This is a genomic window from Cryptosporangium sp. NPDC048952, assembly GCF_043197895.1.
GTDB lineage: Bacteria > Actinomycetota > Actinomycetes > Mycobacteriales > Cryptosporangiaceae > Cryptosporangium.
The window spans coordinates 614,025-626,808 of sequence record NZ_JBICTY010000005.1 but is presented as its reverse complement, the minus strand read 5'-3'; the positions used below and the strand labels follow the sequence as shown (position 1 = coordinate 626,808).

At 70.4% G+C, this 12,784-nt stretch carries 13 protein-coding genes and 2 pseudogenes; 7 read left to right on the top strand and 8 right to left on the bottom strand.

Annotated features, from left to right (window positions below):
• Positions 1–121 precede the first annotated feature (121 nt).
• Positions 122–355: a hypothetical protein gene (locus ACGFY5_RS29730; RefSeq protein WP_392724876.1), complete on the bottom strand. Its 234-nt coding sequence runs from the start codon at positions 353–355 to the stop codon at positions 122–124.
• A 203-nt stretch (positions 356–558) separates the two neighbouring features.
• On the bottom strand, positions 559–2,394 hold the full coding sequence (gene recQ, locus ACGFY5_RS29725) for a DNA helicase RecQ (protein WP_392724874.1): 1,836 nt from the start codon (positions 2,392–2,394) through the stop codon (positions 559–561).
• A gap of 78 nt (positions 2,395–2,472) precedes the next feature.
• Here recQ and ACGFY5_RS29720 point away from each other — a divergent pair, with 78 nt between their 5' ends.
• The 4 genes and pseudogenes from ACGFY5_RS29720 to ACGFY5_RS29705 form a co-directional block, all read left to right on the top strand.
• Complete coding sequence (locus ACGFY5_RS29720; protein ID WP_392724873.1) at positions 2,473–3,090, top strand: DUF3159 domain-containing protein; 618 nt, start codon at positions 2,473–2,475, stop codon at positions 3,088–3,090.
• Between the two features lie 12 nt (positions 3,091–3,102).
• Positions 3,103–3,747 (top strand): DUF1345 domain-containing protein, encoded by a 645-nt coding sequence (locus tag ACGFY5_RS29715; protein ID WP_392724872.1) that lies wholly within the window; start codon positions 3,103–3,105, stop codon positions 3,745–3,747.
• Between the two features lie 25 nt (positions 3,748–3,772).
• Complete coding sequence (locus ACGFY5_RS29710) at positions 3,773–4,027, top strand: hypothetical protein (RefSeq protein ID WP_392724870.1); 255 nt, start codon at positions 3,773–3,775, stop codon at positions 4,025–4,027.
• A 6-nt stretch (positions 4,028–4,033) separates the two neighbouring features.
• Positions 4,034–4,198, top strand: a pseudogene (locus ACGFY5_RS29705) (DNA-binding protein); the annotation flags it as partial.
• A 64-nt stretch (positions 4,199–4,262) separates the two neighbouring features.
• Here the strand turns inward: ACGFY5_RS29705 and ACGFY5_RS29700 are convergent.
• The 5 genes and pseudogenes from ACGFY5_RS29700 to ACGFY5_RS29680 form a co-directional block, all read right to left on the bottom strand.
• A pseudogene (locus tag ACGFY5_RS29700) lies at positions 4,263–5,532 on the bottom strand (aspartate aminotransferase family protein).
• A 10-nt stretch (positions 5,533–5,542) separates the two neighbouring features.
• Positions 5,543–6,475: a GntR family transcriptional regulator gene (locus ACGFY5_RS29695; protein WP_392724869.1), complete on the bottom strand. Its 933-nt coding sequence runs from the start codon at positions 6,473–6,475 to the stop codon at positions 5,543–5,545.
• A gap of 46 nt (positions 6,476–6,521) precedes the next feature.
• Positions 6,522–7,607 carry an FAD-dependent oxidoreductase gene (locus ACGFY5_RS29690; protein ID WP_392724867.1) on the bottom strand — a complete coding sequence of 362 codons (1,086 nt, stop codon included), beginning with the start codon at positions 7,605–7,607 and terminating at the stop codon, positions 6,522–6,524.
• A gap of 85 nt (positions 7,608–7,692) precedes the next feature.
• Positions 7,693–8,346 carry a TetR/AcrR family transcriptional regulator gene (locus tag ACGFY5_RS29685; protein WP_392724866.1) on the bottom strand — a complete coding sequence of 218 codons (654 nt, stop codon included), beginning with the start codon at positions 8,344–8,346 and terminating at the stop codon, positions 7,693–7,695.
• A gap of 42 nt (positions 8,347–8,388) precedes the next feature.
• Positions 8,389–9,117 (bottom strand): SDR family oxidoreductase, encoded by a 729-nt coding sequence (locus tag ACGFY5_RS29680; protein WP_392724865.1) that lies wholly within the window; start codon positions 9,115–9,117, stop codon positions 8,389–8,391.
• Positions 9,118–9,201: 84 nt separating this feature from the next.
• Here ACGFY5_RS29680 and ACGFY5_RS29675 point away from each other — a divergent pair, with 84 nt between their 5' ends.
• Together ACGFY5_RS29675 and ACGFY5_RS29670 are read left to right on the top strand one after the other, a co-directional pair.
• Positions 9,202–9,930 (top strand): TetR/AcrR family transcriptional regulator, encoded by a 729-nt coding sequence (locus tag ACGFY5_RS29675; protein WP_392724864.1) that lies wholly within the window; start codon positions 9,202–9,204, stop codon positions 9,928–9,930.
• Between the two features lie 4 nt (positions 9,931–9,934).
• Positions 9,935–10,366 carry an MEKHLA domain-containing protein gene (locus tag ACGFY5_RS29670; protein ID WP_392724862.1) on the top strand — a complete coding sequence of 144 codons (432 nt, stop codon included), beginning with the start codon at positions 9,935–9,937 and terminating at the stop codon, positions 10,364–10,366.
• Between the two features lie 80 nt (positions 10,367–10,446).
• Here the strand turns inward: ACGFY5_RS29670 and ACGFY5_RS29665 are convergent, their stop codons facing one another.
• Positions 10,447–11,370 (bottom strand): LysR family transcriptional regulator, encoded by a 924-nt coding sequence (locus tag ACGFY5_RS29665; protein WP_392724861.1) that lies wholly within the window; start codon positions 11,368–11,370, stop codon positions 10,447–10,449.
• A 90-nt stretch (positions 11,371–11,460) separates the two neighbouring features.
• Here ACGFY5_RS29665 and hisD point away from each other — a divergent pair, with 90 nt between their 5' ends.
• On the top strand, positions 11,461–12,768 hold the full coding sequence (gene hisD / locus ACGFY5_RS29660) for a histidinol dehydrogenase (protein WP_392724859.1): 1,308 nt from the start codon (positions 11,461–11,463) through the stop codon (positions 12,766–12,768).
• The last annotated feature ends 16 nt before the right edge of the window (positions 12,769–12,784 follow it).

The following is a 12,784-nucleotide window of genomic DNA, read 5'->3' as shown; positions in this document are numbered from 1 at the left end:
AGGCGCGGGCGGTGGCGGCGCGGGCGGTGGCGGCGCGGGCGGTGGCGGCGCGGGCGGTGGCGGCGCGGGCGGTGGCGGCGCGGGCGGTGGCGGCGCGGGCGGTGGCGGCGCGGCCGCCGCCTTACGCCTCGGGACGCCGGGGGCGGGGGATGCGGCCGGCGGCGCCGCGGGAGGCCGCGTCGCGGGCGCGGCAGAGGCGGGCGAAGAGCTCGGCCTGGTCCTCGGGGAGTGCCGTGGCCAATTCGCGGCCGAGTCGGAGCACGGCCTCCAGCTGCCCGGCGGTCTGTACCCGCCCCAGCGCGTCGTGATACGTCGCCGCGAGCCGGACGATCTCCAGCCGCTCGGTGTGCTCCATCGGTCCCTCCCCTGGGGTGCTCTAGGGGTAGAGCCGGGGAGCAGCCCGGTGATACCTCCGTCAGCCGCCCAGTTCGCGCTTCCGGCGCAGAAGCGCGGCCCGGTGGGCGCGCGCCCGGACGAGGTCGACGACCGCGACGACCACGAACGCCACCGCGACGACGAGTTCCGCGCCGGACGGAGGTCGTCAGCGGGGCTCCCCGTTCACGCGCCGGCCGCGAGGACCTCCAGGATCTGGTCGCCGTATTTGGCCAGTTTGTTCTCGCCGACGCCGTTGACCTGGCTCAGCGCACCCAGTGACGCCGGCGCCTCGGTGGCGATCTGGCGCAGCGTGGCGTCGTGGAAGATGACGTACGCGGGCACGCCCTGTTCCTTGGCCGCCGCCCCGCGCCACGAGCGCAGCTTCTCGAAGATGGCCTGCGCCTCGGGCCCGAGCTCGATCGCCGGCTTGCCCTTCGCGAGTTTCGTGCCGCCGGCGCGCGACTTGGGCCGCTCGGCCTCGCGCCGCATCATCACCTTGTGCTGGCCCCCGAGCACCGGCCCACTCTTCTCGGTGAGCCCGAGCACGCCGTACTCCCCCTCGACCGCGATCAGGCCCTGCGCCAGCAGCTGCCGGACCACCCCGCGCCACTGCGGTTCGCTCAGCTCCGTGCCGATGCCGAAGACGCTCAACGCGTCGTGGTTGAAGCGGGTGGTCTTTTCGGTCTGCCGCCCGAGCAGGATGTCGATCGACTGACCGGCGCCGAACTTCTGCCCGCGCTCCCGATCGAGCCGGACGATCGTCGAGAGCAGCTTCTGCGCCGGCACCGTGCCGTCCCACGACTCCGGCGGCTCCAGGCACGTGTCGCAGTTGCCGCACCGGGCGGTGCCCTCCTGACCGAAGTAGGCGAGCAGCCGCGACCGTCGGCAATCGACGGTCTCGCAGAGCGCGAGCATGGCGTCGAGATGATGGGCGAGCATCCGACGGTGGGCCAGGCCACCCTCGGAGCTGTCGATCATCTTGCGCTGCTGGACCACGTCCTGCAGGCCGTAGGCGAGCCAGGCGGTGGACGGCAGACCGTCGCGGCCGGCCCGGCCGGTTTCCTGGTAGTAGCCCTCGACCGACTTGGGCAGGTCGAGGTGCGCGACGAAGCGCACGTCGGGTTTGTCGATGCCCATGCCGAACGCGATCGTCGCGACCATGACCAGGCCGTCCTCGCGCAGGAACCGCGACTGGTTCTCCGCGCGCGTCCGCGAGTCGAGCCCGGCGTGGTACGGCAGCGCCGGAATGCCCTGCGCGACCAGGAAATCGGCAATCTTGTCCACCGACGCCCGGGACAGGCAGTAGACGATGCCCGCGTCGCCCTGGTGCTCGGTGCGCAACAGATCGAGCAGCTGTTTGCGCGGCTCGGCCTTCGGCGCGATGCGGTAGCGGATGTTGGGCCGGTCGAAGCTCGCGACGAAGTGCCGGGCGTCGTCGAGTTGGAGGCGGGTGGCGATCTCGGCCCGGGTGTTCGACGTCGCCGTGGCGGTGAGCGCGATGCGCGGCACGTCGGGCCAGCGCTCGTGCAGCATCGACAGCGCCAGGTAGTCGGGCCGGAAGTCGTGGCCCCACTGTGCGACGCAGTGCGCCTCGTCGATGGCGAAGAGCGAGATGTTGCCGCGCTCCAGCAGGCGCATCGTGGCCGACGAACCGCCGGCCAGCGCTTCCGGCGCGAGGTAGAGCAGATCGAGCTCGCCGGTGAGGAACGCTTTCTCCACCGCGCGCCGGTCTTCGAGTTGCTGGCTGGAGTTGAGGAACCCGGCCCGCACGCCGAGCGCTGTCAACGCGTCGACCTGGTCCTGCATGAGGGCGATCAACGGCGAGATCACCACGCCGACGCCGTCCCGCACCAGCGCGGGGATCTGGTAGCAGAGCGATTTCCCTCCGCCGGTCGGCATCAGCACGAGGGCATCACCGCCACCGATCAGGTGGTCGATGATCTCCTGCTGCTCGCCGCGGAAGGCGTCGTAGCCGAAGGTTCGGCGCAGCACGTCCAGTGCGGTAGTCGGCACGTCCACGGCTCGAATCCTGCCAGGCCCCGCCGACACTGTGGTTCCGGTGTTTCCCGCCTGTGCATGCGGGGGCACAAGCGTCCTATGACCGATCGAAAAAACGTCCTATTCGATCAGCTCGGTGGCCCGTGGGGGATGGTGTATACCGCTGTGCCGGTTGTGGCCTTCGTCGCGGCCAACGCGGTGTTCGGGCTCGGCGTGGCCATCACGGTCGCCGTCACCGTCGCGTTAGGAATCACCGCGCTGCGGTTGGTGCGCCGGGAACCGGTCCGGCCGGCGCTCTCGGGGCTGCTCGGCGTCGCGGTCGCCGCCGGGGTCGCGGCCTGGAGCGGGTCGGCCGACGGTTTCTTCCTGATCGGCATCTGGACCAGCGCGGTTCTGGCCGTGGTCACCCTGGTCACGGTGCTCGTGCGCCGACCGGCGACCGGCCTGCTCTGGAACCTCGTCCACGGCAACGAGAACGACTGGCGCGCGGATCGCCCGTCATTGACCGCCCACGACATCGCGACACTCGCCCTGACCGCGATGTTCGCCGCTCGGTTCGTCGTCCAGCAGTGGCTGTACGGCAGTGAAGCCACCGGCTGGCTGGCGGTCGCGAAGATCGCGATGGGCGCACCGTTGCTCGCGCTCGTACTGCTGGTGGTGGTCTGGGCGTTCCGCCGCACGAGCAAGCGGCTGACCCACTCCGAATCGATGGCCTAGGGAGATAGGCCAATGAACTGGTTGTCGCGCGAGTGGGTCCGACAGTTGGTGGCACTACCACCGGCGCTACTGTCCGTGATCGTCCCCGGCGGCCCGACGATCAAGTACCTCACGGGATGGAACATCTACGCCACGGTCTATCTGGTCGTCACGTGGCTGGTCTACCGTCGCCGGGACCCGGCGGCCCTGCTGACGCTCGCTCGGACCTCGCGGCGTCGGCCGCGGGCGAGTCGAATTCTGGCCTCCCACCCCGAGCAGCTCGCGCAGACCTCGGCGACGATCGCGATGAGCGCAACCGTGGTCTACCTGCCCCAGGCCGACCGCCTAGGCCTTCCGACCCCGCTCTCGTTCGCGATCTGCCTCGTGGCGGTGTTCACCGCCTGGATGGTGCTGCACGCCGGGTTCGCCCTGGCGTACCTCGCGCTCTACGCGGAGCTGGGCGGGCTCGAGTTCCCCGGCGGCGAGCAGCCCGCGATGACTGAATTCCTCTACTTCACGATCTCGGTCGGCACCACGTTCGGAACCACGGACGTGACCGTGACGTCACGAAGAATGCGCCGGCACGTGCTGGTCCACGGCATCCTGTCGTTCCTGTTCAACACGCTGATCCTGGCGGTAGCCCTCACGATCCTGACCTCCTACCTCTCGGGCGCTTAACCATTTTCTTGTCAAAGTGGGCGTTATGAACCCGGTACCTGTACGGTCCGTGTCCGTCTCCCTCCGCGAAGGCACGATCCAGGTGCTGCGGGAGCGCACCGGCAAGCGCGGCATGTCGGTGTACGTCGAAGCACTCATCCAGCGGCAGTTGGAGCGCGAGCACCTGCGCGAGCTCATCGAGGACGCGGAGGCCGAGCACGGCCCGGTCGACCAGGCCGCAGTCGAGGCCAAGCGGGCCATTCTCCGCGGTGACGACACCCCCGCGTCGGGCGCTGCGTGAACCGCAGCGCGCGATCCGCGAGTCAGCCAGGCGCGCTTCGACTACGCCGTCTCGCGCATGAATGTCGTACCGCCCACAGAATTGATCGCCCGGCACGCCAGCAAGCTCGTGGCCGAAGCAGGATTACACGGGCACGAATACGCCCTCGACGCGATCGTCGCCGGGCGCGCATCGATGCGGCAGGCGTCGATGCAACGACAGGGACAGCGGTTTCGTCGTCGCGGCAACGGAAGCCCTAGGCTTCTACGGCGCCGATCGACGCGTCGAGAACGTCTAGACCCTCGTCGAGGTTCGGACTCCGCGATCGTCAGCGGCGGCGCCAGCCGCACCACACCCCCCATGCCCGGCAACTGCACGATGTTGACGTGCAGCCCCCGCCGGAGGCACTCGTCGGTCACTGCCGCGGCCAGCTTCTCCGCGGAGTCGCCTCCGAGCTCGATCCCCTGCAGCAACCCCCGCCCCCGCACGTCGGCGACGGCACCGTGCCGCCCCTGCAGGTCGAGCAGACGCTCGCGCAGGTGCACGCCGAGCTTCGCCGCGCGCGCCACGAGCCCCTCGCGCTCGATCACCTCGAGCACCGCCAGCCCGACCGACGCGGCCAACGGATCCGACACGTGGGTCGTGAAGAACAGGAAACCCCGGTCGTGGCACACCTGCTCGATCTCGTCCGACGTCACGACCGCCGCCACCGGTAGCCCCGCGCCGAGCGTCTTCGACAGCGTCAGGATGTCCGGCACGACCCCGTCCCGCTCGAACGCGTACATCGTGCCGGTGCGGCCGAGACCGGTCTGCGCCTCGTCGAGAATGAGCAGCATCCCCCGCTGCTCGCACAGCGTCTTGAGAACAGACAAATACCCCAGCGGCAGCTCGATCAGCCCACCCGACGACAGGATCGGCTCGATCAGGCACGCCGCGAGGCTGCCGCTCGACTGCCTGTCGATCAGCTGGAAGCCGTACTCGAGCTCGGTCCGCCAGTCGTGCGTCCCGTCGGCGTTGCGGAACGGCGAGCGCACCGCGTCGGGCGTCGGGAGCACCAGGCTGCCCGGCATCGCGGGCCCGAGGCTGCGGCGGCCGGCCGAGAACGTCAGCGACGCGGCGCCCGCGGTCATGCCGTGCCACGACCGGTCGAACGACACGACCTCGTACTTCCCCGTGTACACCTTGGCCAACTTCAGCGCGGCCTCGTTCGACTCCGCCCCGGTGGTAAGCACCAGCACCTTGGAAAGCGGCAGCGTCCCGGCCAACCGAGCCGCGAACTCGACCAACGGCGTACTGACCATCCCGCTGAACAGATGATCGAGGTTCGAGATCGACGACGTCACCGCGGCGACGACGTCGGGATGTGAGTGGCCCAGTACCGCGCTCATCTGTCCGGACGTGAAGTCCAGGATCGGCGCGCCCGCGACGTCGTACACGTAAGACCCCGCGGCACGCGAGATCACCCGCGAGGAGAACCCGGGGCTGTACCGGACGAGATTTCTGCCATAGTCGTCTGTGCCACTCATAACGATGACCCTACGTCTGACCGTTCAGCTTGGCGAGCTGCAATTCGCGCATGACCTCGGCCGCCATCCGCACGGAAGCGGCATCCAGGACATTGCCGTACTCGATCACCCGCACGCGTTTCTTCTCCAGGCGCCGCGCCAGCTCCGGCATCTCACTCGGAACGACGACGAGATCGACGCCACGCAGGTCGGCATCGCTCGTGCCGGACAACACCTCGATGTTGGTGACGCCCGCCTGGGTGAGCGAGTCGCGGATACTCGTCGCCTGGTCGTTCGTCGAGTACAGCAGCCCGACCGTGCGGTCCTTCGGCACCTGCGCGATCTGCACCAGCGTCTGGATGTGCGGCGCGGCCACGATCGCCACGACCTCCGTCGACGGGCGCCGCAGTAACCCGCGCACCTCCGCGAGGTGGAAGAACGTGGTCAGCACCAGGTCGGGCTGCTCCGCCGACGCGTCGAACTCACCGAGCACGAGCGGCTTCACCGTCACCGCGAGTTGCGTCGCCAGCTCGGCGGCGAAGTAGTCCGCGCGCTCCTGGTTGCACTCGACGAACGACACCTCGAGCGCCTTTTCGGCCTCCCACGCGGCCAGACCGCCGATCATGTCGCGGATCTCCGGCGCGGTGAGGCCCAGTTGCAGGCACTCGCGGGCCGCCGCCGCCAGGATCTCCCGGGCCCGGTTCCGCCCTTCCGACGACGTCCGCGCGTGCGTGCCGCCGACGACGACCATCCCGTTGCGGCCGCGCGGCTCGACCAGCCCGAGCTCCCGCAGTTCCCCGTAGGCGTGGGCGACGGTGTTGCGGTTGATGCCGAGGTTGCTGGCCAGCAGCCGCGACCCCGGCAGCCGCTCTCCGTCGGCCAGCAGCCCCATCTCGATCATCAGGGCCAGCTGCGACACGATCTGCCGGTAGACGGGCACATCGGAGTGTCGGCTGACACTCATTCCGGCGATCATGGTTTTGGCCTAGGCATCCCCCTAGTCTAGTAGGTCACTGAACGCCCGCGAACAGGTCGAGCAGCCCCTGCGGAGCGTCGTCGCGGAAGCAGAGCTCCAGCGTGTGGGCGGCCTCGGCGGCGATCTGGGCGCTCCGGGCGAACATCGGCTCCTCGTAGGCGGCGAGCGCGGCCTCGACGTCGCCCGGATGCGCGACGATCGCCGCCGCCAGCTCGGACCCGTCGAACATCGCGAGGTTCGCGCCCGCCCCCGCGAACGGCGACATCAGGTGCGCGGCATCGCCGACCAGCGTCACGCCCGGAACGCGGTCCCAGCGGTGTCCGATCGGCAGCGCGCTGATCGTCCGCGGGACCATCGGACCGTCGGCCTCGGTGATCAGCGCCCGCAGCTCCGGCGCCCAGCCGTCGAACTCGTCCAGCAGCGCGGAGGTCGTGACCCCGCGGATCCAGTCCTCCGACTTCCGCACCGCCACGTAGATGTGCAGGCTGCCGTCGGTTTCCCGGTGGGCGAGAAATCCCCGCCCGGGGCCGAGCGCGAACAGCATGCCGCCCCCGACGACCGCCGCCGGCCCCGGGTGACGACGGTCGGCGTCGTGCAGATCGACCTCCACGAACGAGATCCCCGAGTAGGCCGGCGTCGCGCTCGACACCAGCGGCCGGATCCGCGACCAGGCCCCGTCCGCGCCGACGATCAGATCGCTGGCCACTGTCGAACCGTCGGCAAAGCTCAGCTCGTGCGGTCGCGCCGCGGTCACCTTGCTCCCCCACCGGATCGTGCCCTCCGGCAGCGAGTCCAGCAGCAACTGCCGCAGGTGTCCGCGGTCGATCTCGGGCCGGCCGCCCTGCCCGTCGTCGGGTTCGTCCGACCGCACGACGCCGTGCCGGTCCAGCACCCGCGTCGCCTCCCCGCCCACGTGCACGCGCTCGCGGAACGCGTCGTACAGACCCGCCGCACGCAGCGCCAGTTGCCCGTCCTCCTCGTGAATGTCGAGCATCCCGCCCTGCGTCCGCGCCTCCGCCGACTCCTCCAGCTCGTAGATGGTGGCCGCGATGCCGTGGACGTGCAGGACCCGGGCAAGCGTCAGACCGCTCAGGCCCGCACCGACGATCGAAATCTCCATGGTTCCCTCCATTGTTTGGCGAACGCGTTCGTCACGAACACGTTCGAAAAGCACAAGCAGCAGATCGACGTCATTCGGCGAGCTGTTACGAGGTGGCTGCGATGCCGCGAAGGAGCGCGGCGAACGCCCAGCGCAGCCGCTCCTCACCGGCGCCCGACACCAGCTCGTCGCGATGCGCGGCGATGTGGGGGTACTCCGTGTTCGGCGCGTCCCGCACCGCCGCGCGCAGCCCCTCCCACCCGCCCTCGGCCTCCCCCGATTCGCGACGCGTACCGTGTTCGGCCGCGCTCGCGGTGGCGTGCTGGAGGAGGACGTCGACGCCCCACGCGGCCTGCCGCGACGGTGTTCCCGCCGCTCGCAACAGTCCGAGAATGGCGTCGATCAAGGAAAGGTAGTTCGGCCCGGAGGGCCAGAGGGTGAGCACCGACCGGGCGAGGCTCGGGTACTCCATCAGCAGTGTCGTGTAGTCGACCAGCAGGTCGACGGGGTCGGATGCGTCGAGCGGGAAGTCGGCGAGCAGGGCGTCGAGCAGCGCGCCGTGCAGCTCCGCCACGTTCTGCACGTAGACGTAGAGCGAGGCCGGCCCGGTGTCGAGCTCGGACGCCAGGCGACGCATCGTCACCCGCTCGAGGCCTTCCTCGCGCAGGATGCCGAGCGCGACCGCCACGACGCCGTCGCGACTGAGCGGCGGTTTGGCCGGTCGGTCGCGACGGCTGACGGGTGTGCGGCGCGGAGGCATGAACATGATCGTAACGAACATGTTCGTCCCGTCAAGTGGCTCCTAGACGATGCCGCCGTTGGCGCGGATCACCTGGCCGTTGACCCAGTGGCCCTCGGGGCCGGCGAGGAACGCGACCACGCGCGCGATGTCTTCGGGCTGGCCGAGGCGCTCGAGCGGGGGCTGTTTGGCCAGGTGCTCGATCGTCGCCTCGTCCTTGCCGTTCAGGAACAGGTCGGTCGCCGTCGGGCCGGGGGCGACGGCGTTGACCGTGATCTGACGGCCGCGCATCTCGCGGGCCAGGATCAGCGTCAGCGCCTCGACCGCACCCTTGCTGGCCACGTAGCCGCCGTAGCTGGGGAACCGCAGCCCGACGACGGACGTCGAGAACGTGACGATCGCGCCGCCGTCGCGCACCCGCCGGGCCGCCTCGCGGGCGACGACGAACGTGCCGCGGATGTTGGTGCGGTGCATGTCGTCGAGGGCGTCGAGGTCGAGGTCCGCGATCGGCGACAGGACCATCTTCCCGGCCGCGTTGACGACCACGTCGACGCCGCCGAACGCCTCGGTTGCGGCGTCGAACAGCGCGGCGACGGCCTGCTCGTCGGCCACGTCGGCCTGCACCGCGATGGCCCGCCCACCGTCGGCGGTGATCTTCTCGACGACCTCGTGCGCCGACTTCTCCGAACCGCCGTAGCCGACGACGACGGCCTGGCCGGCGGCCGCGAGCGTGGTGGCGATCGCGCGGCCGATACCGCGGGAAGCGCCGGTGACGATGGCTACTCGCTCCATGAGCGTTCCTCTCATAGTGTCGCTACGTTCTTACCGTAGCATCGTTTCGGATCAACGCTAGTCCTGAGGCGTATCGTTGAAATCATGATGGAGACACGGCGGCGGCGCCGCAGCGCCGCGGGGCCGGCCGACGACGACGCGGTGCGGGTGGCGCTGCTCGACGCGGCCGAGCGGCAACTGGTCGCCTCGCCCGACGGCGACATCGCCACGCGTGCGGTATGCGAGGAGGCCGGCGTCACCCAGCCGGTGCTCTACCGGCTCTTCGGCGACAAGCGCGGCCTGCTCGACGCGCTCGCCGACGCGGGCTTCGAGCGCTACGCGCGCCAGAAGGCGGAGCTGGAGAAGACCGCCGACCCGGTGGCCGACCTGTACGCGGGCTGGGACGACCATATGGCGTTCGCCACCGCGAACCCGGCGCTCTACCAGCTGATGTTCGCCTCCGGGTCGGCCGTGCACCGGCGGATCCTGGAGCTGCTCGAAGCCACGCTCGTGCGCTGCGCCGCCGTTGGAGCGCTGACGACGAGTCCGCGGCTGGCCGCGCAGCTGATCCTGCCGGCGAACGTGGGGGTGGCGCTGAGCGTCATCGCTCAGCCTGCGTTGTTCGACGATCCGGGGTTGTCGCACCGGATGCGCGACGCGGCGTTCGCGGCGGTTCTCGGCTCCGAACGCCCGCCGCGTGACCAGGGGTCGGTGGCCGCCGCGGCGCGGCAGCTGCGTTCCCAGCTGTCGTTGGCCGGTACCGAGGCGCTCGAGCCGGTGGAGGTGGCGCTCCTGGACCGCTGGCTGGAGCGGATCGACCAACCGGGACACTGAGGACATGGAGAACTTAGCCGAGCTGCTTACCAGTAGTTACGCGAAGCTGGTCGGTGGGTCGCTCGTGCCGGACGACGTCGCGGACGCGGCCGCGTGGCTGTACGGGGCGCCGTTCGGGTTGCTGGCGCACGACACGTCGCCCGACCCGGTGTTCGTCTACGCGAACCGCACCGCGCAGGAGCACTTCGAGTACGGCTGGGACGAGTTCGTCGGCTTACCGTCCCGACTGTCGGCGGGCGAGGAGGACCGGGACGCCCGCGCCGCGCTGCTCGACGCCGTGCGGCGCCAGGGCTACACGAACGACTACCGCGGCCCCCGCGTCGCGAAGTCGGGCCGTCGCTTCTGGATCGACGACGTCACCGTCTGGAACCTGATCACCCCGACCGGCGACCGCGTCGGCCAGGCCGCCCTGATCCGGCGCTGGTCGGACGCATAGCCCGGCTGTGCGCGGCCGCCGCGACGGCCAACCGCGCGCCGCGGAACAGGCGGCCACGCGCAACCGGCACGGGCGTCCCGCTAGCCGCCCGCGAGGGCGGCGTCGCGGCGGCGGCGGGAGAGGAGCATTTCGCGGGCCAGGCGGGCGATCTCGCGGGTTGCCGGGGAGAGCACCGTCGACTCGCGCTGGACGAGCGCGACAGTGTCGAACAGCGGCTCGGCGAACGGCACGGTGCCGACCCCGGCCGGGAACGTCAGTCCCTGCGTCACGGCCCGGGACACGAACGTGTCCCCCACCCCCCGCGCGACCAGCTTCAACGCGGCCTCGACGTGCTCGACCTCGATCCGCGCCTCCAGCTTCACGCCCTCGAGCTGCGCACGCTCCGACAGCTGGCGCCGCGTCGGGTCCTTCCACCCGTAGTGCGCGTCGTAGAGGATCAACTCGGATTCGGCCAGTTGCCGGGTGGTGATCGGCTCGGTGAGACGCGTCGGATCCACGCTGGCGTACACGACCTCGTCCCGCAGCAGCGGCCGCACGGTGAGCCCGGCGTCGTCGATCGGCAGCACGACCAGCCCCGCCTCCAGGTCACCGGCGGCAACCGAGGCCGCGACCTCGACCGAGTTCTGCCCCACCAACCGCACCCGGACGTTCGGATACGCGTCGTGGAACTGCTCGACGAGGTTCGTCAGCAGGTAGTAGTCCGCGTTCCGGAGCACCCCGAACGTGGCCACACCCCCACCCAGCGACCGCAGCGACCGCAGCGCCTGCACGCCGCTCTCGGCTGCGGCGACCGCCTGCTCGGCGTACGGCAGCAGCTCCTCACCGGCCGTGGCCAGGATCAGCCGCCGCGGCCCACGGGTGAACAGCGGCATCCCGTGTTCCTCTTCGAGCCGCCGGATCAGCTCCGAGACGGACGCCTGCGACATCTGCAATGTGGACGCCGCCGCGGTGAACGAACCGGTACGGACCGCCGCAAGAAAGGCGCGTAACTGGTTGAGCGTCACCGCGCAAGGTTATCCACAGGGAAACCCTATGGGAAGTACAAGAAACATCAGGCTAGACCTGCGCCCGCTGCTTTCCTACGCTCCCCGTTCATGCAGCTGAACTCCTCTCGCATCGCCCACCTGGCCGGTGCCTACAAGGTGCTCAAGGCGCCCGCCGTCGACGGGCCCGAAGCGCAGCGTGACCCCGCGGTCATCGCCCGGGTCAGCGAGATGCTCTCCACGATCGAGCGCGGCGGCATGGACGCGGTGCTGCGGTACGCCCGCGAGTTGGACAAGTTCGAGGGCACCGACGTCGAGATCGACCTCGCCACCCCCACCGACCTCACCCCCGAGCTGCGCGCCGCGCTCGAACTCGGCCAGCGGCGCACCGAAGCGTTCGCGAAGCTCCAGCGCGAGAAGCTGGTCGACTTCGAGGCCGAGCTCGTTCCCGGCCTCACCGTCGGCCACCGGTACGTCCCGGTCGGACGCGTCGGCGCCTACCTGCCCGCCGGTCGGTTCCCGCTGCTGGCCAGCGCATTCATGACCGTCAACGTGGCCAAGGCGGCCGGCGTCCCCACGGTCGTCGCGTGCACGCCGCCGCAGCCCGACGGCAAGCCGAACCCCGCCGTCCTCTACGCGGCGCAGATCTCGAAGGCCGACCGGATCTTCTGCCTCGGCGGCGTCCAGGCGCTGGCCGCGATGGCGTTCGGGCTGCTCGGTGAGCTCCCCGTCGACATGCTCGTCGGCGCGGGCAACGCCTACGTCGCCGAAGCGAAGCGTCAGCTGTTCGGCAGGGTCGCGATCGACCTGCTCGCCGGCCCGTCGGAGGTCGCGGTGATCGCCGACGAGACCGCTGACGTCGAGCTCGTCGCCGCGGATCTCCTCGGCCAGGCCGAGCACGGTCCGGACTCCCCCGCAGCACTCGTGACGACGTCGGAGGAGCTGGGCAACGCGGTCGTCGCCGAGGTCGAGCGGCAGCTGGAAACGCTCGCGACGAACGGCATCGCCGGTCCCGCCTGGCGCGACCACGGCAGCGTCGTGTGGGCACAGGACCGGGAGACCGCTGTCGCGCTGATGGACGAGTTCGCGCCCGAGCACCTCGAGGTGCAGACGTCCGACGACAACTGGTACTGGCAGAACCTGACCAACTACGGGTCGGTGTTCCTGGGACAGGCCAGCACGGTTGCTTACTCTGATAAGGGAATGGCGGGCACGAACCACGTATTGCCGACCGCGGGCGGCGCCCGGCACAGCGCCGGCCTGTCGGTCTCCCGGTTCCTGAAGCCGCTGACGTTCCAGCGCGTGGCGTCGTCGGCGACGGCCGACCTGGCGGTCGCGGTCGACGAGATGTCGACCTACGAGGGCATGGCAGCCCACCGAGCCACGGCGACGCTTCGCCTGGGCCGCTGGTCAGCCTGACCGATACCCAGTTCAG